General features: G+C 72.5%; 24 protein-coding genes. 13 read left to right on the top strand and 11 right to left on the bottom strand.

Annotation, left to right across the window (positions count from 1 at the left end; genetic code table 11):
- The 5 genes from FB471_RS18865 to FB471_RS34175 all read right to left on the bottom strand — a co-directional run bounded on the left by FB471_RS18865 (position 1) and on the right by FB471_RS34175 (position 4,204).
- A complete protein-coding gene (locus FB471_RS18865; protein ID WP_141999763.1) occupies positions 1-666 on the bottom strand; it encodes a response regulator in 666 nt (221 codons plus the stop codon).
- Positions 663-1,385, bottom strand: coding sequence for a glycerophosphodiester phosphodiesterase family protein (locus FB471_RS18860; protein ID WP_141999762.1), 723 nt, complete (start codon positions 1,383-1,385; stop codon positions 663-665). The genes FB471_RS18865 and FB471_RS18860 overlap by 4 nt, the downstream gene beginning before the upstream one ends.
- Entirely contained in the window at positions 1,382-2,689 is a 1,308-nt protein-coding gene (locus tag FB471_RS18855; RefSeq protein WP_141999761.1) for a hypothetical protein, read from the bottom strand. The genes FB471_RS18860 and FB471_RS18855 overlap by 4 nt, the downstream gene beginning before the upstream one ends.
- Before the next feature lie 151 nt (positions 2,690-2,840).
- Complete coding sequence (locus FB471_RS18850) at positions 2,841-3,890, bottom strand: sensor histidine kinase (RefSeq protein WP_246076731.1); 1,050 nt, start codon at positions 3,888-3,890, stop codon at positions 2,841-2,843.
- A 137-nt stretch (positions 3,891-4,027) separates the two neighbouring features.
- Positions 4,028-4,204 (bottom strand): hypothetical protein, encoded by a 177-nt coding sequence (locus FB471_RS34175; protein WP_170220856.1) that lies wholly within the window; start codon positions 4,202-4,204, stop codon positions 4,028-4,030.
- Positions 4,205-4,666: 462 nt separating this feature from the next.
- On the opposite strand from FB471_RS34175, the gene FB471_RS18845 reads away from it, so the two are divergent.
- Positions 4,667-5,038 (top strand): VOC family protein, encoded by a 372-nt coding sequence (locus FB471_RS18845; protein WP_141999759.1) that lies wholly within the window; start codon positions 4,667-4,669, stop codon positions 5,036-5,038.
- Here the strand turns inward: FB471_RS18845 and FB471_RS18840 are convergent.
- Entirely contained in the window at positions 5,035-7,152 is a 2,118-nt protein-coding gene (locus FB471_RS18840) for a molybdopterin oxidoreductase family protein (protein WP_141999758.1), read from the bottom strand. The two genes, FB471_RS18845 and FB471_RS18840, sit on opposite strands and share 4 nt — an antisense overlap.
- A 131-nt stretch (positions 7,153-7,283) precedes the next feature.
- On the opposite strand from FB471_RS18840, the gene FB471_RS18835 reads away from it, so the two are divergent.
- On the top strand, positions 7,284-7,781 hold the full coding sequence (locus FB471_RS18835) for a GNAT family N-acetyltransferase (protein WP_141999757.1): 498 nt from the start codon (positions 7,284-7,286) through the stop codon (positions 7,779-7,781).
- Between the two features lie 33 nt (positions 7,782-7,814).
- Here FB471_RS18835 and FB471_RS18830 read toward each other — a convergent pair whose 3' ends face one another.
- Complete coding sequence (locus FB471_RS18830; protein ID WP_246076472.1) at positions 7,815-8,501, bottom strand: GNAT family N-acetyltransferase; 687 nt, start codon at positions 8,499-8,501, stop codon at positions 7,815-7,817.
- 75 nt (positions 8,502-8,576) lie between these two features.
- Here FB471_RS18830 and FB471_RS18825 point away from each other — a divergent pair, with 75 nt between their 5' ends.
- Both FB471_RS18825 and FB471_RS18820 read left to right on the top strand, forming a co-directional pair.
- Positions 8,577-8,912 (top strand): YnfA family protein, encoded by a 336-nt coding sequence (locus FB471_RS18825; protein WP_141999756.1) that lies wholly within the window; start codon positions 8,577-8,579, stop codon positions 8,910-8,912.
- A gap of 20 nt (positions 8,913-8,932) precedes the next feature.
- Positions 8,933-9,493, top strand: a complete 561-nt coding sequence (locus tag FB471_RS18820; protein WP_170220855.1) for an SDR family oxidoreductase — start codon at positions 8,933-8,935, stop codon at positions 9,491-9,493.
- A 124-nt stretch (positions 9,494-9,617) separates the two neighbouring features.
- Here the strand turns inward: FB471_RS18820 and FB471_RS18815 are convergent, their stop codons facing one another.
- Both FB471_RS18815 and FB471_RS18810 read right to left on the bottom strand, forming a co-directional pair.
- On the bottom strand, positions 9,618-9,797 hold the full coding sequence (locus tag FB471_RS18815) for a DUF397 domain-containing protein (protein ID WP_141999755.1): 180 nt from the start codon (positions 9,795-9,797) through the stop codon (positions 9,618-9,620).
- Between the two features lie 14 nt (positions 9,798-9,811).
- Positions 9,812-10,642, bottom strand: coding sequence for a helix-turn-helix domain-containing protein (locus FB471_RS18810; RefSeq protein WP_141999754.1), 831 nt, complete (start codon positions 10,640-10,642; stop codon positions 9,812-9,814).
- Positions 10,643-10,739: 97 nt separating this feature from the next.
- Here FB471_RS18810 and FB471_RS18805 point away from each other — a divergent pair, with 97 nt between their 5' ends.
- The 8 genes from FB471_RS18805 to FB471_RS18770 all read left to right on the top strand — a co-directional run bounded on the left by FB471_RS18805 (position 10,740) and on the right by FB471_RS18770 (position 16,310).
- Complete coding sequence (locus FB471_RS18805; RefSeq protein ID WP_141999753.1) at positions 10,740-11,069, top strand: hypothetical protein; 330 nt, start codon at positions 10,740-10,742, stop codon at positions 11,067-11,069.
- A gap of 4 nt (positions 11,070-11,073) precedes the next feature.
- Positions 11,074-11,607, top strand: a complete 534-nt coding sequence (locus FB471_RS18800; RefSeq protein WP_141999752.1) for an RNA polymerase sigma factor — start codon at positions 11,074-11,076, stop codon at positions 11,605-11,607.
- Entirely contained in the window at positions 11,591-12,490 is a 900-nt protein-coding gene (locus FB471_RS18795; RefSeq protein WP_141999751.1) for a VOC family protein, read from the top strand. Before FB471_RS18800 ends, FB471_RS18795 begins: the two co-directional genes overlap by 17 nt.
- Positions 12,478-12,843 (top strand): nuclear transport factor 2 family protein, encoded by a 366-nt coding sequence (locus tag FB471_RS18790; protein WP_246076471.1) that lies wholly within the window; start codon positions 12,478-12,480, stop codon positions 12,841-12,843. Before FB471_RS18795 ends, FB471_RS18790 begins: the two co-directional genes overlap by 13 nt.
- A 5-nt stretch (positions 12,844-12,848) precedes the next feature.
- Positions 12,849-13,703: a hypothetical protein gene (locus FB471_RS18785; protein WP_141999750.1), complete on the top strand. Its 855-nt coding sequence runs from the start codon at positions 12,849-12,851 to the stop codon at positions 13,701-13,703.
- Between the two features lie 82 nt (positions 13,704-13,785).
- Complete coding sequence (locus tag FB471_RS18780; RefSeq protein WP_141999749.1) at positions 13,786-14,628, top strand: hypothetical protein; 843 nt, start codon at positions 13,786-13,788, stop codon at positions 14,626-14,628.
- 9 nt (positions 14,629-14,637) lie between these two features.
- A complete protein-coding gene (locus tag FB471_RS18775; RefSeq protein WP_141999748.1) occupies positions 14,638-15,012 on the top strand; it encodes a PH domain-containing protein in 375 nt (124 codons plus the stop codon).
- A 140-nt stretch (positions 15,013-15,152) separates the two neighbouring features.
- The gene (locus FB471_RS18770) at positions 15,153-16,310 is read left to right on the top strand and encodes an NAD(P)-binding protein (RefSeq protein ID WP_141999747.1); all 1,158 of its coding nucleotides are present in this window, start codon (positions 15,153-15,155) and stop codon (positions 16,308-16,310) included.
- Between the two features lie 133 nt (positions 16,311-16,443).
- Here the strand turns inward: FB471_RS18770 and FB471_RS18765 are convergent, their stop codons facing one another.
- Together FB471_RS18765 and FB471_RS18760 are read right to left on the bottom strand one after the other, a co-directional pair.
- Positions 16,444-18,225, bottom strand: coding sequence for a gamma-glutamyltransferase family protein (locus FB471_RS18765; RefSeq protein ID WP_141999746.1), 1,782 nt, complete (start codon positions 18,223-18,225; stop codon positions 16,444-16,446).
- Between the two features lie 60 nt (positions 18,226-18,285).
- Positions 18,286-19,599, bottom strand: coding sequence for a UDP-glucose dehydrogenase family protein (locus FB471_RS18760; RefSeq protein ID WP_281287407.1), 1,314 nt, complete (start codon positions 19,597-19,599; stop codon positions 18,286-18,288).
- Positions 19,600-19,875: 276 nt separating this feature from the next.
- Between FB471_RS18760 and FB471_RS18755 the strand changes: the two genes are divergently transcribed.
- Positions 19,876-20,637, top strand: a complete 762-nt coding sequence (locus tag FB471_RS18755; protein ID WP_141999744.1) for an SDR family NAD(P)-dependent oxidoreductase — start codon at positions 19,876-19,878, stop codon at positions 20,635-20,637.
- Positions 20,638-20,640: the final 3 nt, after the last annotated feature.

Genomic DNA, 20,640 nt, shown 5'->3' with positions numbered 1-20,640 from the left:
TCAGGGGTCGCGGGGCCGGACCAGTCGGGACTCGTAGGCGAGCACCACGAGCTGCGCCCGGTCCCGCGCCCCGACCTTGGTCATGATCCGGCTGACGTGGGTGCGGGCGGTGGCCGTGGAGATCACCAGCTGGCCCGCGATCTCCTCGTTGGACAGCCCACCGGCGACCAGTGCGAGCACCTCCCGCTCCCGTTCGGTGATCTCCCGCACCGCGCCTGCGTGCACCCGGCGGTTCTCCGGGCGGTCCACGAACTCGGCGATCAGCCTGCGAGTGACCGTCGGCGCCAGCAGCGCCTCCCCCGCGGCCACCACCCGCAGGGCGCGCAGCAGCTCCACCGGGTCGGTGTCCTTCAGCAGGAACCCACCGGCCCCGGCGCGCAGCGCCTCGTAGACGTACTCGTCCACATCGAAGGTGGTCAGCACCAGCACCTTGACCCCGGACAGCTCGGGGTCGCCGGTGATCATCCTGGTCGCCTCGATCCCGTCGGTGCCGGGCATCCGCACGTCCATCACCACGATGTCCGGCCGGTGCCGCCGGGCCAGCGCGACCGCCTCGGCCCCGTCCGCGGCCTCGCCGCACACCCGGAAGCCCTCCTCGGTCTCCAGCAGCACCCGGAAACCGGCACGCACCAGCGCCTGGTCGTCGGCAAGGACAACCGAGATCATGCCGCCTTCTCCCGTAGCTCGACCGCGCGTCGCGGCCGGTCGGTCACCAGCACGTCCACCCGCGGGTCGGTGAGCAGCCTGCCGATCCGCCGGTCGTCGTTCACCGTCCAGACCATGGCCCCGATCCCGTGCCGGGCACACAGCCCGAGCACGGTGAGCCGGGCGAGCAGATGCTGCACCGCGACCCAGTCTGCCCCGCAGGCACGGATCCGGCGCAACGGGAACAGCTCCCCGTGCCGCAGCTCGACCTGGCGGTGCCAGCCATGGCTGCCGAGCTCCCTGCCCAGCGACAGCGCGGCCCGCACGCCAGGGTGGGTGCGCTTGATCCGGGCGATGGAGACGTCCTCGAGCGAGGTGACCACGAACCCGTCGGCACCGAGTACCTCCACCGCGAGGCCCAGCACCTCCCACTCGTAGCCGGTCTCCTTCAGGTCCAGGTGACCGGCTACCTCCCCGGCGATCAGTTCCAGCACCTCACCCAGCTCGGGTACGTGGTAACCGGCGCGCTCGCACAGCTCCCGGTAGCCGATCGAGTCCACCCGGGGCCCGCCGCGGCCCGCCCGCTCGTCGTGGAAGATCACCAGCTCGCCGTCCCTGGTGCGGCGCACGTCGAACTCCACGTACTCGGCGCCGGTCTCCAGCGACTTCTTGTAGGCGTCCAGGGTCGCGGGCGGCGCGTCCTCGCCACCGCCCCGGTGTGCGGAGATCAGCGCGCTCACGCCCGGTCCGCCTTTCGCCGCAGTACCAACCCGACCAGCACCAGCAGCAGGAACGGCAGCCAGGCGGCGAGGTAGGCGGGCCAGTAGCGGCCGAGGTCGAACATCGACCGGGTCTCGTCCACCTCGGTGCCGTTCAGCCCGAAGAACGCCAGCAGCAGCGCGGGCGGCAGGGCGATCAGGGTGCCGACCGCGACCACCCAGGACAGCGCCCTGCTGCGCTGCTCCACCCGCTCCTGCACGGTCGCCTCCAGGCCGGAGAGCCGGGCCTGGATCACCGACTGCAACCGGTCCAGCATCCGCGAGGTGTTCGCCAGGCCATCGGTGAGCCCGATCGCCCCCCGCAGCGAGGTCTGGTAGTGCTCCAGCGCCGACTCCGGGATCAGCAGGCTGTCCAGGTAGGCCTCGACCCCGAAGCTCAGGTCCAGCTGCATCTCGTTCAGCTCGGTGGAAAGGTCCGAGATCAACGTCCGCGCCTCGGCAGTGGAGGTGGGCAGCGCGTGCTCGTTGTCCGTGAGGGCACGGAAGGCGTTGCGGCGGGTCCGCTGCACCACGCCCAGTGCCGAGACCTGGGTCATCGCGACCACCGCGAAGGCGTTCTCCAGTTCCGCGTTCCACGGGGCGGCCCTCGGCTCCCACGCCGCGGCCACCGAGACACCCCTGCCGTGCGCCACCACCGACCGGACGTGGTCGTTCAGCCCGGCCGGCCGCCGGATGCCGGCGTCGGCGAGGCCCGCGCCCCGGTAGATCACCTGGGCCAGCGTGGGCGAGACCCCGTCCCGGACGGCGAGTTGCTCGGTGCGGATCCGGTCCAGCAGGCGCCCACCGGGGAACACCAGTTGATGCAGGTCGCGACCGAACTCCAGCTCGCCCGCGTAGCCGATCCGCCCGGCGACCCACTCCAGGATCGGTCGCTGCCGCAGGGTCAGCTCGCCGCGGCGAAAGCAGGTGGCCGCGAGCAGCTCGGTCACCGTCTCGGCGTCGGCGGCCTCCGGCAGCCCGAGGTCCAGCAGCAGGGTGGGATCCCCGCGCGGGCTGACCACCACGATCACGGTCACCGCGTCCGCCCGCGGCGGTTCCGGGGGCAGCTCCAGCGCCGAGCCGTCGAGTTCCCACTCGTCGAGCACCCGCGGCAGGACGGAGCCGGCGGCCTCGAGGTGCGCGGTGAACCGGCCGAAGGCGAACAGGGTGTGCAGCGAACGGGTGTGCGGGCCGTGGCCGACCCCGTTCGGCAGCCGGTTCGCCAGGCTGTACAGCAGCAGTACTCGCGTGCGCGGGCGCCGCGCCACCATCTCACTCGTTGTCACAGATGCCCCAGCCGTCTCGGGAGAAGACGCATCACCTCATTCTCACCGAATCCCGGCCGGATTGGCACCGGATTCGGTGCTTGTTCCCCAACGCGCGACACGATCGCTCTTCCACGCGCGTCGAGTAGTCGGGTCCAGTTCAGGGACAGGCTCAGGATGGTGCGGCCGGAACCGGAAGCGTCGCGCGGACCTCGAAGCCGCCCTCCACGGTCGCGCTCGCGGTGAACCGCCCGCCCAGCGCCTCGGACCGCTCCCGCATGCCCCGCAGCCCGTTGCCCAGTCGCGGTGCGGTGGCGCCCATCCCGTCGTCCCGCACCACCATCTCGAGCGCCCCGTCCCGGCGTCCGAACTGGACGGTCACCGAGCTGGGCTGGTTGGCGTGCCGGATCACGTTGGTCAGCGACTCCTGCAGGATGCGGTAGGCCGCGCCGTCCACGTCCGGCGGCAGGTCCCCCGGCTCCCCGCGCACATAGACGTCGATCCCCACGGCCTGCGCGTGGTCGATCAGCTCGGCGATGTGCCGCAGGCTGGCCGATGCCTCGGCCACGCCCTCCTTGCGGTCGCCGCCGCGCAGTACCTCCAGCGTCGCGCGCAGGTCGGTCAGTGCCTCCGCGCTCGCCTCCTTGATGTGCTGCAACGCCTTGCGGGCCTCCTCCGGCCTGCGATCGGCGACATGCGCGGCCACCCCGGCCTGCACGTTGATCATCGCGAGGCTGTGCGCGACCACATCGTGCACCTCGCGGGCGACCCGTAGCCGATCCTGCTCGGCGAGCCGCTGGGCGTGCTCGGCCTGCTGCTCCCTGGTGGCCCGCTGGGCGGCCTTGCGGTGTCGCAGCGCGGTGCCGATCCCGATCACCGCGGCGACCCCGGCGACCAACCCGGCCGCGGGCAGCGGCGGCAGCCAGTCCCCGTCGCTCGTCCCGTGCACCAGGTACAGCGCGGCCAGCAGGGCTCCGCCCGCGACGCTGGCCGTGGCCGGGCCGCGCACCCTGGTCAGCACGAACAGCGCGGCCCCCGGCAGCACGATCACCGGCCCTCCGGGGTAACCGGACCAGTAGTAGGTCAGCGCGAGCACCGAGCTGACCGCGAACGCCAGCATCGGGTACCGGCGGCAGGCCAGCAGCGGCAGCGCGGCGGCGACCAGCCAGCCGTACCCGACCGGGTCCAGCGCTCGCGCCTCCGGCTGCTGCCGGGCGGCCATGGTCGTGGCGCCGAGCACGAAGCCCGCGAGCACGAGCGTGCGGAGCACGTCGCCGACCTGCCGTCTGCCAGGGAACACCCCTGAAAAGCTACCCCTCGAACGCCGCCGCGCGTATCCGTCGCCAGGCGACTCTTCCATTACGACGCGTGCGTTACGGCGCGTCCCTCGGCGAACGGCCGGGCGAACCCTTCCGCGCCGAGCGCCTCCCGCGCGCCGGGCTCGGCCGCGTCCGGCACCCGGCGTGGCTGGGAAACCTTGGACCGCAGGGCGCTTTCCGGTCTGGCCGGTGGTTCCTCCGGCCACAGGTCGTCCACCGGCTTGCCGACGCCGACCGGCCGGCGTCGATCAGCAGGTCGGCCAGCAGCGCGCGGACCTTCGCGCCGGGCACCGGGACGGGTGTCCCGTCATCCCGGTGCACCACGAGTGGCCCCAGCGGCCCGAACCGCATACCGTCGAGCCTATCCACCCGGCAATGGGTGGTAAGCCGAGGCGGGCGCCGCGGTGCGCCTGCGCCGGGTGGCCGAGCACGGCCGGGCCGTGGCAGGCGGGCGAGCTGGCGAACAAGCCGGCCACCGGGTTCACCAGCACCCACGAGCGGCACGGCGGCCGGGAGAGCACGCTGATCGCGCTCGACAACACGATGTGCCACTGGGGATCGATCATCCTGCCCACCGGCTACGTCGACTACGAGGTGATCCCCGCGGGCGGCTGGCCACCGCGGCGGGGGCGCTCACCCCGCCGCGCGGGTGACAAGGTAACCGAGAAGGGAGCGAACCATGGCAGTACGACTGGATCACATCATCGTTCCGGCACACGACAAGAAGACCTCGGCGGAGTTCCTCGCCGGCATCCTGGGCCTCGAGGTCAGCCCGCAGTACGGGCCGTTCCTGCCCCTCGTGGTCGGCAACGAGGTCACCCTGGACTTCATGGACTCCGACGACGTCCACTGGCAGCACTGTGCCTTCCTGGTGGAGGAGGCCGAGTTCGACGAGATCTTCGCGCGGATCAAGGCCAGCGGGGCGACCTTCTACGCCCACCCGGACCGCAGCGGCATAGGCGAGATCAACCACCAGCACGGTGGGCGCGGGGTGTACTTCGACGACCCCGCCGGGCACGCCATGGAGGTGCTGACCGCCCCGTACAGCTAGCCTCCGGTGCCGGCCCGCAGCCGCACCCGGAGCCCGGAGAACGCGGCGGTGCCGGTCAGCCGGTCCACGCGCGTGTCGTCGGTGATGTCGTTCATGCTGACCCCGGCGTGCTCGGCGGCCACCCGCAGCCGGGTGCCCTTCCTGCCGTGCCCCCAGCCGTGCGGCAGGCTCACCACGCCGGGCATGATCGAGTCGGTCAGCTCGACCGGCACCGTGATCTCGCCGACCGTGGAGGACAGCGTGGCCAGGTCCCCCTCGGCAAGGCCCCGGCCGCGGGCGTCCTCCGGGTGCACCAGCAGGGTGCAGCGCGGCTTGCCTTTCACCAGTCGGGGGCTGTTGTGCATCCAGGAGTTGTTGCTGCGTAGCTGACGCCTGCCGATCAGGATCAGCTCGTCCTCGCCCCGCGGGGCCGCCAGCCCCTCCCGCAGCCGCGGCAGGTCCGCCAGGTAGGGGTGCGGGGCGAGGTCGATCCGGGTGCCCTTGCCGGCAAGGCGCCCCGGCAGCATCCGGCGCAGCGGCCCGAGGTCCACCCCGTGCGGCCGCCTGCGCAGCATGCCGAGCGAGATCCCGCGCCTGCCCTTGCGCAGGCCGTAGGGTCCCGCGCGCAGCGCCGGCGCCAGCATGGCCTCCGGGCCGCCCCTGCCGAGCAGCCGCAGCAGCCTGCCCCCGCCGAGGATGCGGCTGGCCAGCTCGAGGCAGATTTCCCAGTCGTGCCGCTGGTCGTGGCCACGCCGGAAGACCGGCGGGACGTACCTGGCCACGTTGCGCACGGACATCGCGGCCAGCGCCAGCTCGTAGTGCGAGCGCTCGAGCTGCGCGGTGGGCGGCAGGATGACGTCGGCGTGCCTGCTGGTCTCGTTCAGGTAGAAGTCGATCGCGACCATGAAGTCCAGCCCCGGCAACGCGGCGTCCAGCCGGGCACCGTTCGGCGCGGACAGCACCGGGTTGCCCCCGACGGTCAGCAGCGCCCGCACCCGCCCCTCGCCGGGGGTGTCGATCTCCTCGGCCAGCGCGGCCATCGGGAGTTCCCCGCCGAACTCGGGCAGCCCGCGCACCCGGCTGCGGAAGGTGCCGAAGCTGCCGGGTTTGGCGAGGCCGATGATGTCCGCCGCGGGGGTGCCGAACATCGACCCGCCGGGCTCGTCCAGATGCCCGGTCAGCACGTTCAGCACCACCAGCAGCCAGGCGGCCAGCCCGCCGAACTCCTGGGTGGTCACGCCGACCCGGCCGTAGACCGCCGCCCGCGGGGTCCGGGCCAGCTCGCGGGCGAGTTCGCGGATCCGCTCGGCGGGGATGCCGGTGGCCTCGGCGGCGACCTCCGGTGGGTAGTCGTTCGCGGCCGCGCGCAGCTCGGCCATGCCGTCCAGCCTGGACGCCAGCCTGCCCGGCCGCACCAGGCCCTCCGCGAACAGCACCCGCACCATGGCCAGCAGCAGGACCGCGTCGGTGCCGGGCCGGATGAACAGGTGCTCGCTGGCGTGCGCGGCACTCTCGGTCCGCCGGGGGTCGATCAGCACCACCCGGCCGCCGCGCTGCCTGATCCCCTTCAGCCGGGCCTTGATGTTCGGCGCGGTCAGGAAGCTGCCGTTGGACACCGCGGGGTTGGCACCGAGGCAGATGAGCAGGTCGGTGCGGTCCAGGTCGGGCACCGGGATCAGGAGCTGGTGGCCGAACAGGTGCTTGGCTGCGAACAGGTGCGGCAGGCCGTCCAGCGAGTGGCTGGAGTAGGTGTTGCGGCTACCCAGCGCGCGCAGGAACGGGATGCCGTACAGCAGGATGCCGAGGTTGTGCGCGCCGGCGTTGCCCACCACCGTCGCCACGGCGTCCTTGCCGTGCGCCCGCCTGATCGCGTTGAGCCGCCGCGCCACCAGGTCGAAGGCCTCGTCCCAGCCGGCCTCCCGCCAGCCGTCGCCCTGCTTGACCAGCGGGCGGCGCAGCCGGTCCGGGTCGTGGTGCACATCGGCGAGCGCGGTGGCCTTGGGGCAGATGTAGCCGCGGGAGAGGGGATCGTGCTCGTCCCCCCGGATGTCGGTGACCCGGTCGCCATCCACCGTGACGGTGATGCCGCAGGTCGCCTCGCACAGCGTGCAGGTGTGCTGATGCGTGCTCGTCACAGTGTCGAACGTAACCCGTTCGAGCGAGGGGAGGCGACACCGCCGCCCGTCGACCGGTCCGCTGTCCAGACCCGGTCGCCCGCGCCGTTCTCGGTGGGCGATCCGGGCGGCCGGTTGTAGCCTCGGCCCCGATGAGCTGGCTGCCTGACGACTTCGTCCACCCCGTCCACGTGCCGGTGCCCGGCACCGCGCTGCACCTGCGGCCGATCCGGGAGGCGGACACCGCGCTCGACTACCCCGCCGTGATGGGCTCCCGCGAGCGCCTGTGGGAGATCTTCGGTCCGGACTGGGCCTGGCCCAAGGCGACGATGACCTATGAAGAGGACCGCATCGACCTGCGGCGGCACGAGAAGGAGATAGCGGCGCACCAGTCGTTCAACTACGCGCTGCTGGACGAGGAGGAGACGGCCGTCCTCGGCTGCGTCTACATCGACCCGCCCGAGCGCACCGGCTCCGACGGCGAGGTCTCCTGGTGGGTGGTGGACGACCTCGTCGGCGGCGAGGCGGAGCGTGCGCTCGACGCGCTGGTGCCGCGCTGGATCGCCGCCGACTGGCCGTTCCAGCGGCCGCGTTATCTGGGCCGCGACATCACCTGGCAGGACTGGCTCGCGCTGCCGCCCGCCTCCTGACACGCCCGCGGCGGGCCTGGCCAGAGCGGCACGCTATGTCGAGGCGGGCACCGTGACCCGGGCGTGCAGGTGCATATCGTGCCAGCCGTCCTCGTGCGGCAGGGCGCCCTCCATGATCCCCTCCAGTGGGTAACCGAGGCCGCCCGCCACCCGGCAGGACGCCTCGTTGGCGGCGGAATGCGGGATCTCCAGCCGCCGCAGACCCAACTCCCCGAAACACCATTCGGCGAGCGCCCGCACCGCGCGGGTGGCGACCTTCCGGCCCCGCGCGGCGGGAAGCACCCAGTAGGACAGGCTCGCGCAGCCGCTCGCCAGGTCGATGTTCCGCAGGCCGACCTGACCCGCCAGCGCGCCGCCGGTGATCGCCCAGCTCGCCGCCGTCTCGGCAGCCCACTGCGCCGACCACCCCGCGATCCACTCCCCCGCCTCCGCGACGGAGTCGAACCGCCGCCGGTGCCAGTGCCGGATCTCCGGGTTGTCGAAAGCCGCGCGCACCTCGGGAGCGTCGGCCGCCCGCCACGGTCGCAGGGCCAGCTCGCCCGCCGGGATCGTCGGCTGCGCCGTGCCGCGCAGGGTTCCCTCGGGTACCGCGGGGGAGAACAGCCGGGGCATACCGGTCAGGTTACTGATCAGGGGGCGGCGTGCGCGATGGCCCAGCAGGTGCCTGCCGGCGCCCAGTGTCGCGGGCTCCCGCTCGATCCGCCGCGGCCCGCACAGCATCAGCTCCCGCCGGGATCACCCGGGATGGTGGACATGCTGCCGCGCGGGGTGGCGCGGCGTTAGAGTGCGAGCACTGTGCTCGTGCTCCGCTCCGTTGCCCTGTTCCTGCTCGCCGCCGTGCTGGAGATCGGCGGCGCCTGGCTGGTCTGGCAGGGCATCCGCGAGCACCGGGGCTGGATCTGGATCGGCGCCGGGATGATCGCGCTGGGCCTGTACGGGGTGGTCGCCACCTTCCAGCCGGACGCCCACTTCGGCCGCATCCTCGCCGCCTACGGGGGCATATTCGTCGCAGGGTCGATCGCCTGGGGGATGGTCGCCGACGGCTACCGCCCCGACCGCTTCGACATCATCGGCGCGCTGATCTGCCTGGCCGGGATGGCCGTCATCATGTACGCGCCCCGAGGCGGCTGACCGCGGCGACAGGAGTCACCATGCCGACAACCGTGCTGGTCACCGGGGCGTCCTCGGGCATCGGCCTGGCCACCGCCCTGGCCTTCGCCGAGCACGGCGCCCGGGTCTTCGGCACGTCCCGCCGCCCGCGCCCGGCCGGGGGTGGGGTGGAGATGCTGGAGTTGGACATCCGGTCCGACGATTCCGTGCGGCGGTGCGTCGAGCGGGTCGGCCGGATCGACGTGCTGGTGAACAACGCCGGGATCATGTGCGAGGGGTTCGCCGAGGAGGTCACCCCCGCCGAGGCGCGGGAGGTGTTCGAGGCCAACTTCCTCGGCACGGTACGGGTCACCAATGCCGTGCTGCCCGGGATGCGCGCGGGCCGGGCTGGCCGGATCATCAACGTCGGCTCGCTGGCGGCGTGGGTCGGCGAGCCGGGCGAGGGTTTCTACGCGGCGAGCAAGGCCGCGCTGGCCCGCTATACCGAGGCGCTGCGCCAGGAGGTGTGGCACCTGGGCATCGCGGTCTCCCTGGTCGAACCGGGCGCGTTCCGCACCGGGCGCTGCGCCGCGGCGAGGACCCGCGTAAGGCCGCGGAGCTGATCCGGCGGGTCGCGGAGAGCGGCTCACCGCGCGGGCGGTACGGCGCCGGGCGCGCGGCCGGCTGGGTGCCGCGGTTGAAGACCCTGCTGCCGCAACGCCTGTTCGAGTTCGCGCTGCGCCGCGCCTACCGGCTGCCGCGCTGACCGGCGGCCAGGAACGCCCGCCAGGCCGCCGCCGGGAACCTCAGCGTGCCGGTCTCCGGCGACTTCGAGTCCCGCACCGCCACGCCGTAGCCGTGGAACGCCACCTCGACGCAGGCGCTGTTGTGGTCGCCATCGCTGTAGCTGCTCGTGCGCCACTCCACGGTGCCCTCCCGGCTCAGGTCTCGGCGATCACCCGCCGGATCAGCGCGATCGAGTCCGCCTGGTCCAGCGCCAGGTCGGCGAGGTGCTCGAAGGCCAGCCTAGCAGCGCGGACCTGCGACTCCTTCTCCGTTTGCCAGGACCCGAACCCGTGCTCCAGGTAAGCGATGTCCGGGTCCTTGGGGTCCGGGTAGCTCAGGATGACGAACGTGCCAGACCGGCCGCGATGCGCGCCGACCGCCAGCGGGATCACCTGCACGGTCACCGTGGGCAGCGCGGTCGCCGCGATGAGATGTTCGAGCTGCGCGCGTTGCCCTGCGGGGTCCAGCACCGGCCTGCGCAGCACGGTCTCGTCCAGGATCGCGTGCAGCCGCAGCGTCGGTTCCTCGGTCAGCCGCCGTTGCCTGCGCAGTCGGACCGCCACGTCGTTGTTCGCCCGCTCCGGCTCGAGCGAACCCTCGAAGCCCGCCCGCATGTACGCCTCGGTCTGCAACAGCCCGGGGATGTAGCCGAGCTGGTACTCGCGCACCAGGCAGGCCTCGTCCTCCAGCGGGACGTAGCCCTTGTCGTCCAGCCCGTAGGTGTGCCACCAGCCGCGTTCCTGGGCCCGGGCCAGCATCCCCAGGTACGGGGCGTAGTCCGAGACGATCACGCCGTAGAGGTCCAGCAGGGCCATCAGCTCGAAGCGGTTCGGCAACTGCCCCAGCTCCAGCCTGCTCACCTTCGCCTTGGAGAAGTGCATCTCCTTCGCGACCTCGTCCTGGCTCATCCGGGCCCGCTCCCGCAACTTGCGCAGGGTGCGGCCGAGTTGCCGCCGCGCGTGGTTCGGTTTCCTCGGCACGCCCATCGACTATCACCCCTCGGTACCGCGTGATCACGAATCGTAAGTCGGAGCGGCGACAGTCGAGATCTCGACAGCCGGTCTCGACTCGAACCATCCGCACATGCCCGACCCGGGATATCCGCACGAGATCGAGTACCGGCACGAGCGCGCCCGTGGCTACCGCGAGCACGTCTACACCGAGCGCGTGGACGACATGGGCTTCTGCCTCGAGCACCACAAGGACCGGCGGGAGGCCTGGCTCGCCCGCTACACCGGTGCCTGCGCCGAGGACTACTTCCGGCGGGTCCGGCCGCGCCGCGGGACCTGGGTGGTGAGCGTGTACCGGCTGCTGGAATCCGACCGGATGCACCTGGTGACCATCCGGATGACCTGGCCGGCGAGAAAATCCGGGGATCACCCGTCGGAGAAGCCGGCCCCCGGACGACGATGAGGGTGTGACGGAACCTCGGGTGCGACCGGACCCGGCTTTCGCGCTGCTCGACCTCTACGACGCGGCGCTGCCGGAGGTCTACGGCTACCTGCTGTCCCGTTGCGGGAACCGCACGCTGGCCGAGGAGCTGACCTCGGAGACCTTCCTCGGCGCGGTGCACGCGGCGCGGAAACCGGGGGCGACCCCGGTCAGCGTCCCGTGGCTGATCGGGGTGGCCCGGCACAAGCTGGCCGACCACTGGCGCCGCCGCGAGCGCGAGGAACGCGGGTTGCGGCTGGTGCACGAGTCCGAACCGGAGTCCGCCGACCCGTGGGAGGCCGAGCTGGACGCCCTGCTGGCCCGGCAGGCCCTCGCCGAGCTGGGCGCGCACCACCGGGCCGCGCTCACCCTGCGCTACCTGGACGGCCTCGGCGTACCCGAGGTCGCCGAACACCTCGGCCGCACCGTGCACGCCACCGAGGCGCTGCTGGTCCGGGCCCGCGCCGCGTTCCGTGCCGTCTACCAGGGGAAGGAGGGCCGCGATGACCGAACCGTCTGACCCGCTGGACGCCCTCCGTGACCCGTACCAGCCGGCCGATCCGGACCCCCGGTTCGCCGACGCGCTGCGCCTCTCGCTGCGCCGCGCGATCCTGGACACCGTCGCCGATGGAGGAGACATGACCACCACCGAGACCCCTGCCAGGGCCGACTACCACTCGCTCGGCACCTACCTGGCCGTGTCCGACGCCCGGCGGGCGCTGGACTTCTACGAGCGGGCCTTCGGCGCCACCCGGCGGGCCGAACCGATCGTGCTGGACGACGGGCGGATCGGGCACGCCGAACTGGCCATCGGGGACTCGGTGCTGATGCTGGCCGAGGAGTTCCCGGAGATCGGGCACGTCGAGGGCTCCGGCGGGGGCGCGGCGATCCGGGTGGAGGTGCCGGACGCGGACACCGCCGTGGCGCGGGCCGTCGAACTGGGCGCCACCGTGCAGCACGAGGTGACCAGCGACGAGCATGGCCGCAAGGGCACGATCGTGGACCCCTTCCACCAGCGCTGGCTGGTGGTGCAGGCACCGCGGCGGTCCTCGGCCGGAGTGGCGGAGCCACGGCACGGCAACGCCGGGTACTTCACCTTCACCGTGCCGGACGACGAGGCGGCCAAGGCGTTCTACGGCGCGGTGCTGGGCTGGCAGTTCGGCGCCGGGTTCGTGGACCGGGCCTGGCGGATCGAGGGCTCCGGGCTGCCGGACGCCGGGCTGTGGGGCGGGCAGCCCTACCCCGGCTGGAAGATGATGTACGCCGTGGACGACCTGGACGCCGCCGTCGAGCGGGTCGGTGCCCAGGGCGGTCGGGTGCGCGAGGTCGGGCAGCAGCCCTACGGGCGCACCGCGGACTGCGTGGACAACCAGGGAGTGGAGTTCTGGCTGTGGCAGCAGTGAGCTACGACCGTTGGCTGCACGAGTTGTGGAACGGTGAACCGGACCGGCTGGAGAGCGTCGCGCGCGGGGTGGTGTCGCCGGGGTTCGTCGGCACCTGGCCGGGGCGCCCGGGGCTGGTGCACGGGCCGGAGGAGCTGGCCGCCGTGATCCGGCAGGGTCGGGAGATGTTCGATGAGCTGCGGTTCGAGGTGGAGGTCGGCCCGATCACCCAGGGTGACCTGACCGCGGCCCGCTGGCTGGCCCGCGGCGTCCACCAGGGCGCGGCCTGCGAGTTCCGCGGTCACGACCTGCTGCGTTCCGGCCCGGAGGGCTTCACCGAGTACTGGGTCCTCGCCGAGGACCCCACCGGCTGACCGCGGTGCCGCCTGCCGACCTGCGGCCACCACCGGAGTGGTCGCGTTCCACCCCGGTGCGGGTCGTCGTCTCGTTCGCCTTCATCGCCATCGTGCTCGTCCTCGCGCCGCTGGCCATCTCGATCTACGGCTTCGCGCAGGGCCAGCCCGGAATGGGCCGGTACGCGCTCGCTTTCGCCGTCGTCTGCGCGCTGGTCCTCTGGGTGGGATATGAGACGAGGCTGCGCCGGCACACCTCGACCGGCCCGCTCGTGCATCGACCAGGCGGACCCGATACGGCGGCGCTGGAGATTCCTTACTCGACGCGGATATATACCGGTTACTTGCTGGTGATGACCGCGGTGGCACTGGTGTTCGTGATGGCCGCCGTGGACTCGTTCGCCAGTGACGATCCTGGCCGCGTCGGCGGCGGGTACGTCTACGGTGGAGTAGCCATGCTGTTCGGCTCGCTGCCCGCGCTGATGGCCACCGGCCGGTTCCGGCGAGGCTACCTTCGGCTCACCCCGGAGGGCGCCTACCAGCGGGGCTGGACCTTCGAGTCGTTCCTGCGCTGGTCCTCGATCGTCGCCGTGCTCCCGAAGTACGCGGACTGCCCGGTGATCGTCGTCGTGGCCGAGGACGATGCCCCGTGGCAACGGCGTCAGATCACCCGGCTGTGGCGGCAGGACCGGCTGCCGAAGGTCAAGCGCCAGGACGGCAACGGCCTGGTGCCGATGCTCGACATCCCGGGGAAGTTCCTTTCCGTCGATCCCACGCTCGTCTACTACCTGCTGGGCTTCTACCTGACCAACCCGTCGGCGCGGGTGGAGCTGGGCTCGGAGTCCGCGGTGCGGCGCGCCCGCTCCGGCGCGCTCGGCTGACGCGCGGCCCGGTTCCGATCGCGGGCAACGCTCCCCGCGCTGTGATCTACGATGACGCAGGTGAGCGTGGGGGACGCCGGGTATGCCATCCGCTGAGACCTTGCCGCCGCCTGCGGAATGGCGCCGCTCGGCAGGCAGGCGGGTGATCGCGGCTATCGCGCTCCTCGGCGTCGTGCTGGTGCTCGCGCCGCTGGCCGTGGCCGTGCACAGCATCGGGGCCGGCCGGTTCGGCGCGGGCAGGTACTGCCTCGCCGTCGCCGTCATCGGTGCGCTGGTGGTGTGGATGGGGTACGAGACGAGGCTGCGCAGGCGCACCTCGACCCAGCCGATCACGCACCACCGCGGCGATGACGGTGCGCTGGAGATCCCGTACTCGGCTCGAGTCTACGCAGGCTACGGGCTGATCACGGGCGGGCTGACGCTGCTGCTCGTACTGGCCGTCATCGACTCGGTGGCCGGTGGAACCCCCGGTGGGGCGTACGTGTTCGGTGTGCTGGCGCTGGTGTTCGGCTCGCTGCCCGCGCTGATGGCCACCGGCCGGTTCCGGCGAGGCTACCTTCGGCTCTCGCCGGAAGGCCTGCACCAGCGGGGCTGGACGTTCGAGTCCTTCCTGCCGTGGTCGACGGTGCTCGGCGTGACGCCGCGCTACGTGGGTTGCCCGATCATCGTGGTGGTCGCCGACGAGTACGCCCCCTGGCAGCGGCGCCAGTTCACCCAGCTATGGCGGCAGGACCGGCTGCCGGAGGTGCGGCGCAAGGACGGCAAGGGGCTGGTGCCGATGATCGCCGTGCCCGGCAAGTTCCTGTCCGTGGACCCCACGCTCGTCTACTACCTGCTGGGCTTCTACCTGGCCAACCCGGGCATGCGGGCCGAGCTGGCCACCGATTCCGCCGTCCGGCGCGCCCGCACCCTCCCCGATCGGTAGCCTCGGGGCATGTCCAGCGGTGGCGAGCCGGTTTTCGACAAGCGCGACCAGTACGAGCAGGTGGTCAGCGGGCTGCTCGACGGCGAGCGCGTGCTGGCGGTCTACGACGCGATCGGGGCCGGCACGGGGTTCATCGGGCTGACCGGCCTGCGGGTGATCGTGCAGGACAAGTCGTTCGTCGGGAAGAAGACCGCGCTGGTCTCGCTGCCGTACGCGAAGATCCACAGCGTCGCGGTGCTGTCCAACAAGAGCTGGGGTGGCTCGTTCTTCAGCACCAGCTCGATCGCGATCACCTCGGGCTCCCACGTACACGAGGTCGAGTTCCGCGGGCACCAGAAGGCCCACCACGTGCACAACGTGATCCTCTGGCACATCACCCGCTGACCGCCGGCACGACCGGCACCTCGGCGGCTCCGCCACCACCGCTACGACCTGGGTCACGACGAGGTCGTGACGCCGCGCTGTCACGTTCCCCGCGACCGCCTCGTCCAGGGGGTAGCAGGATGGATGACAGGAGGCAGTCGATGAAGGGTGAGATCACGATCGTCGGCGGTGGGCTGGCGGGTCTGGTCGCGGCGATCACCTGCGCCGAGGCGGGCGCCGCGGTGACACTGCACGAGGCGCACGCCTCGCTCGGCGGGCGCGGGCGGGCCACCCCGCCGCCCCACGTGGCGCACGAGGGCGCGCACGTGTTCTACGCCGACGGTCCACACTGGACCTGGATGAAGGAGCGTGACCTGGTCGGCAAGCTCGGCTGGCCGCCGCTGCCCGCCGCGCTGCGCGTGGGTTTCCGGGACCGCGGCCGGTTCCGCAGGGGCGTGCCCGCCGGGCTGCTGCGGCTGGCCGCCGGCCGCAAGCGGGCGCCGGTGGACCAGGACTTCCGCACCTGGGCAACGGCCCGGTACGGCGAGCGCACCGCCGAGGCGGCCGCGAACGCGATCAGCGTGGTCACCTTCGCCGCGGACACCGGCAGGCTGTCCGCGGCGTTCGTGCAGGACCTGCTGCTGCGGGTGCTCAACCCGATCGTCGCCGTCCGGTGGGTCGTCGGCGGCTGGCAGGCGGTGCTCGACCGGATGGCCGAGCGGGCGCGCGAGCTCGGGGTACGGATCGAGCTGAAGTCGCGGCTCACCGAGCTGCCCGCCGGCCCGACGATCGTGGCCACCGAACTGTCCTCCGCCCGCGTGCTGCTCGGCGACGACTCGCTGCGCTGGGAAAGCGGGGACTGCGTCATGCTGGACCTCGCGGTGACCAGGGACCGGCGGGACGCCTTCGTGGTCTTCGACCTGGACGAGGGCGGCTTCCACGAGTGCTACTCCGCGCAGGACCCGACCATCGCGCCCGCGGGCGAGTCGCTGTTCCAGATCGACATGCCGGTGCGCGCCGGCGAGCGCACGGCGGACACGCACCGCAGGCTGGAGAGCTTCACCGACCTGCTGGTTCCCGGCTGGCGGGACCGCACCACCTGGCAGCGCACCGGGCGGGCAAGGGGGCGCACCGGCGCGCTGGACCTGCCCGGGTTCACCTGGCGGGACCGCCCCGCCATCGAGCGCGGCGACGACGTGTTCCTCGCCGGGGACATGGTGGCCGCACCCGGGATGCGCGGGGAGATCTCGATGAACAGCGCGCTGCGCGCGGCCGAGGGCGCGGTCCGGGCACTGAACCGGAGCGTCCCGGCCGCATGAGCGGCAAACTCGCCTACCGGAACGGCAAACTCGCCTACCGGAACGGCAAACTCACGCGCATGGGCGGCAAACTCACGCGCGTGGAGGGCAAACACGTGCGCGTGGGCGGCAAACACGCCGGGGGAGCTGGGGATCAGCGGCCGACGGCGTAGCCCTGCATCCCGCGGGCGTTGGCCGCCGCGCGCAGGATGCCGGTGGCCGGGTCCCTGGCGACGGCGGAAAGCCTGCCGAGCGCCCAGGGCCCGGCGTCCAGCACCCGGTGCTCCCGCTCACCCAGTTCGTCTATTGTGGACTCGCCGAGCCTGGACTCGACCACGAGCTCGCGCGGGTGCCAGGCGCGCGGGTAGAACGAGCCGGGGAACGCCGTGGTGTGCCAGGCGGGCGCGTCGATGGACTCCTGCAGGTTCAGCCCGCCGAGCACGTGCGCCAGCCAGAAGCAGAGCTGCCACTGATCCTGCTGGTCGCCGCCGGGGGTGCCGAAGGCCAGCACCGGTTCGCCTTCCCGCAGCGCCATCGAGGGCGACAGCGTGATCCGCGGGCGCCTTCCCGGTCGCAGCGAGTTCGGCAACCCCTGCTCCAGCCAGAACATCTGGGCCCGGGAGTCCAGGCAGAAACCGAGCTCCGGGATGGTCGGGCTGGACTGTAGCCAGCCCCCGGACGGCGTGGCCGAGACCATGTTGCCCTCGGCGTCCACCACGTCGATGTGCACCGTGTCCCCGCGGGCCTGGCCGCTCGGCGACACCGTGGGCTCGCCGAGCGCGCCGGCCCCGCCCTCCAGGCCACGGGTCCGTTCCAGGATCGCGGGCAGCCGCGGCGCGAGCCCGCCTGGCGACCCGGGCCGCAGTTCCGCGCTGGCCCGCGCGCCGACCAGCGCGGCCCGCTGCGCCGCGTACTCCGGCGAGAGCAGCGCACCGACCGGCACCTCGGCGTCGCCGTACCAGGCCTCCCGGTCGGCGAAGGCGAGTTTCGCGCACTCGGCCGCGAGGTGCACGGTCCGCGCCGTGGGCACACCGTCCACATAGGCCAGATCGTCGGCGAACTCGCGCAGCATCAGCAGTTGCTGCGCCAGCACCGGGCCCTGGGTCCAGGCGCCGCACTTGACGAGCCCCCACCCGCCGAGGTCGGTGATCAGCGGGTCCTCGTAGCTTGCCGACCAGTTCGCCAGGTCCTCCCCGGTAAGCAGGCCGGCATGCTCCCGGCCGGAGTCGTCCCGGAACGCCCGCCTGCTGAAGGCGTCGACTGCCTCCGCGACGAAGCCCCGGGACCACGCCCCGCGGGCGGCGTCGATCCGCGCCTCCCGGTCACCGGCGGGCTCGGCCTCGGTGAGCAGCCGCTGCCAGGTCCGGGCCAGCGCCCGGTTGCGGTGCACCGAGCCGGGCGCGGGTGGCAGCCCGCCGGGCAGCCACAGCTCCGCCGAACTCGGCCAGTGCGTGGCGAACAGCGCGGACACCGTCTCGATCGTCTCGGTCATCCGGGGCACCACCGGAACGCCCTGCCAGGCGTAGGAGATCGCGTAACCGAGGATGTCCTCCAGCGGCTTGGTTCCGTAGTCCCGCAGCAGCAGCAACCAGGCGTCCCACGCGCCGGGCACCGTGGCGGACAGCAGCCCGCTGCCCGGGATCAGGTCCAACCCGAGCTCGGCGAAATGCTCCGGGGTGGCCGCCGCCGGCGCGACACCCTGACCGCAGAGCACCCGGGGCCTGCGCTCGGCCGCGGTCGCGAAGATGGCGGGCACCTGCCCGGCGGGCCCGTTCAGGTGCGGCTCGGCGACCTGTAGCACGAACCCCGCCGCCACGGCGGCGTCGAAGGCGTTGCCGCCGTCCTCCAGCACCGCCATCCCGGTGGCCGAGGCCAGCCAGTGCGTGGAGGCGACCATGCCATGAGTGCCGGCGAGCTCCGGCCGCGTGGTGAACACGCCCCAACTCTAGGGGGACAAAGTTCGTTTGCTCAACTAACGGAAAACTCCGCGGTGGGCTCAGGTGGTGGTCAACCGGCGTTCCCGGCGGGGACGGCCGATGCCCTGCCAGCTCAGGCCGGCGCCGAGGATCTGCCGCGGGTCCAGCAGGTTGCGGGTGTCCACCACGGCGTCGCCGACCATCAGCTCGGCCAGGTAGCCCCAGTCCAGCCGGCGGAACTCGTCCCACTCGGTGAGCACCACCACCACGTCGGCGCCCTTGGCCACCCGGTGGGCGTCGTCCACCACGGTCATCCCGGGCAGCTCGCCGCCGACCGCGGGGTCGTAGGCGGTCACCTCCGCGCCGTGCGCGCACAGCACCGAGGCGATCGACAGCGCGGGCGAGTTGCGCAGGTCATCGGTCCCGGCCTTGAACGCCAGCCCGAGCAGCCCGATCCGCGCGCCGGACAGGTCGCCGCCCGCCGCACCGGCGATCTTCGCGATCACCCGGTCCCGCTGCGCGATGTTCTCCTCCACCGCCGCGGTGAGCAGGCCGAAGTCGAACCGCGCGGACTCGGCGATCCGCAGCAGCGCCTGGGTGTCCTTGGGCAGGCAGGACCCGCCCCAGCCCGGACCCGGCTTGAGGAAGGAACGGCCGATCCGGCGGTCGTAGCCCATGCCCTCGGTGACCGCGTCGATATCCGCGCCGAGCCGCTCGCACAGCTCGGCCACCGAGTTCACGTAGGACAGTTTCATCGCGAGGAAGCAGTTGGCCGCGTACTTCATCAGCTCAGCGCTCGCGGCATCGGTGACCACGCTCGGCGCGGAAAGGTCCCGGTACAGCCCGGCCACCCAGCGGGCCGCCGCCGCGTCGTCCGAACCGACCACGATCCGGTCCGGCCCGAGGAAGTCGGCCACGGCGGTGCCCTCGCGCAGGAACTCCGGATTGGACACCACCGGCAGGTCCTCCCGGCCGAGCAGGTCCCGGATCCGCCGCGAGGTACCGACCGGCACGGTCGACTTGGTGACCAGCGCGCAGCCCGCGGGCAGCACCTCGGCGATCTCGGCGGCCACCGCCTCCACCGCACGCAGGTCGGCCGCGCCACCGGCACCCATCGGGGTCGGGACGCAGAGGAACACCGCCTCGGCTTCGCGTACCGCCTCCCGCGCGCCGCTGACGAACCCCAGCCGCCGCATGGTCAGGCCGCGGGCCACGAGTTCGGCCAGCCCCGGCTCCATGATGTCCACCCGGCCGGCGGCGAGCCTCGCCACCTTGGCCTGGTCGACATCGACGCAGGTGACCCGGTGCCCGAGACTGGCGAGGCAGGCTCCGGTGGTCAGTCCTACGTATCCCGTTCCCACTACCACGATCCGAGCTGCGTTCGCGCCATTCACGCCACGACGGTCGCAGCCGGAGTTGACCACGGTGCTAACGGAAGTGGGCGCCGCCGGGTACGCCGTGCGACGGGTGAGGAGGCACACTGGCGGCGAGCGCGCGAACGAGCGTTAACCTAGCACTCGCGCGGCGAAGCCCACGAGCGGCGAGGCGGGGCGATCCAGCTACGAAGGTGCGTACCGGGCCGGAAGCCTGAGCCCCACCGAGCCGATCGTGTCGCGCGTCTGCGGAACAGGCACAGGGCGCAGTCCGAAGCAGAAGGGAACGGCGAAAACATGGAGATCAGGGACACCGCGGCCATCGTCACCGGTGGAGCCTCCGGGCTCGGCGGCGCGACGGCGAAGGCGCTGGCCGGCAGGGGGGCGCGGGTGTTCGCGCTGGACCTGGCCGCCTCGATCGAGAAGGCCGAGCAGGTCGAGGGCATCACCTACGTCGAGGCCGACGTGACCGACACCGAGCAGGTACAGGCGGCCGTCGACCAGGCAGCGGGCGCGGGTCTGCCGCTGCGGATCGTGATCAACTGCGCCGGGGTCGGCTGGGCGGGCCGGATCATTTCCAAGAACGGCCCGCACGATCTCGACCCGTACCGCAAGGTCCTCGAGGTCAACCTCCTCGGCACGTTCAACGTCCTGCGCCTGGCCGCGGAGGCGGTGGCGAAGACCGAGCCGCTGACCGGGGACGGCCAGCGCGGCGTGGTGGTGAACACCGCCTCGGTCGCCGCCTTCGACGGGCAGATCGGGCAGATCGCCTACTCCGCGTCCAAGGGCGGCGTCGCCGCCATGACCCTGCCCGCCGCGCGGGACCTCGCCAGGCGCGGCATCCGGGTGATGACCATCGCGCCGGGCATCATCGACACCCCCATGATGGCCGGGGTGACCGACGAGTTCCGCGCCGGGCTGGCCGAGGGCGTGCCCTTCCCGCAGCGGCTCGGCCGGCCGGACGAGTACGCGCAGCTCGCGGTGAACATCGTCGAGCACGACTACCTGAACGGCGAGGTCATCCGGCTGGACGGCTCGCTGCGCATGGCGCCCCGGTAACCG

This window comes from Amycolatopsis cihanbeyliensis (assembly GCF_006715045.1).
In the GTDB taxonomy this organism is placed as follows: domain Bacteria; phylum Actinomycetota; class Actinomycetes; order Mycobacteriales; family Pseudonocardiaceae; genus Amycolatopsis; species Amycolatopsis cihanbeyliensis.
Note: the sequence above shows the minus strand (reverse complement) of the source record. Positions and strands in the feature narration are given on the sequence as shown.

Bases quoted from the DNA above. Each gene is read 5' to 3' on its own strand.
- FB471_RS18835 (WP_141999757.1), top strand. From the start codon at position 7,284: ATGAGCTGGCTGCCTGACGACTTCGTCCACCCCGTCCACGTGCCGGTG.
- FB471_RS18805 (WP_141999753.1), top strand. From the start codon at position 10,740: ATGCCCGACCCGGGATATCCGCACGAGATCGAGTACCGGCACGAGCGC.
- FB471_RS18845 (WP_141999759.1), top strand. From the start codon at position 4,667: ATGGCAGTACGACTGGATCACATCATCGTTCCGGCACACGACAAGAAG.
- FB471_RS18810 (WP_141999754.1), bottom strand. From the start codon at position 10,642: ATGGGCGTGCCGAGGAAACCGAACCACGCGCGGCGGCAACTCGGCCGC.
- FB471_RS18830 (WP_246076472.1), bottom strand. From the start codon at position 8,501: ATGCTGTGCGGGCCGCGGCGGATCGAGCGGGAGCCCGCGACACTGGGC.
- FB471_RS18865 (WP_141999763.1), bottom strand. From the start codon at position 666: ATGATCTCGGTTGTCCTTGCCGACGACCAGGCGCTGGTGCGTGCCGGT.
- FB471_RS18775 (WP_141999748.1), top strand. From the start codon at position 14,638: ATGTCCAGCGGTGGCGAGCCGGTTTTCGACAAGCGCGACCAGTACGAG.
- FB471_RS18820 (WP_170220855.1), top strand. From the start codon at position 8,933: ATGCCGACAACCGTGCTGGTCACCGGGGCGTCCTCGGGCATCGGCCTG.
- FB471_RS18770 (WP_141999747.1), top strand. From the start codon at position 15,153: ATGAAGGGTGAGATCACGATCGTCGGCGGTGGGCTGGCGGGTCTGGTC.
- FB471_RS18850 (WP_246076731.1), bottom strand. From the start codon at position 3,890: ATGGCCGCCCGGCAGCAGCCGGAGGCGCGAGCGCTGGACCCGGTCGGG.
- FB471_RS18780 (WP_141999749.1), top strand. From the start codon at position 13,786: ATGCCATCCGCTGAGACCTTGCCGCCGCCTGCGGAATGGCGCCGCTCG.
- FB471_RS18755 (WP_141999744.1), top strand. From the start codon at position 19,876: ATGGAGATCAGGGACACCGCGGCCATCGTCACCGGTGGAGCCTCCGGG.
- FB471_RS18795 (WP_141999751.1), top strand. From the start codon at position 11,591: ATGACCGAACCGTCTGACCCGCTGGACGCCCTCCGTGACCCGTACCAG.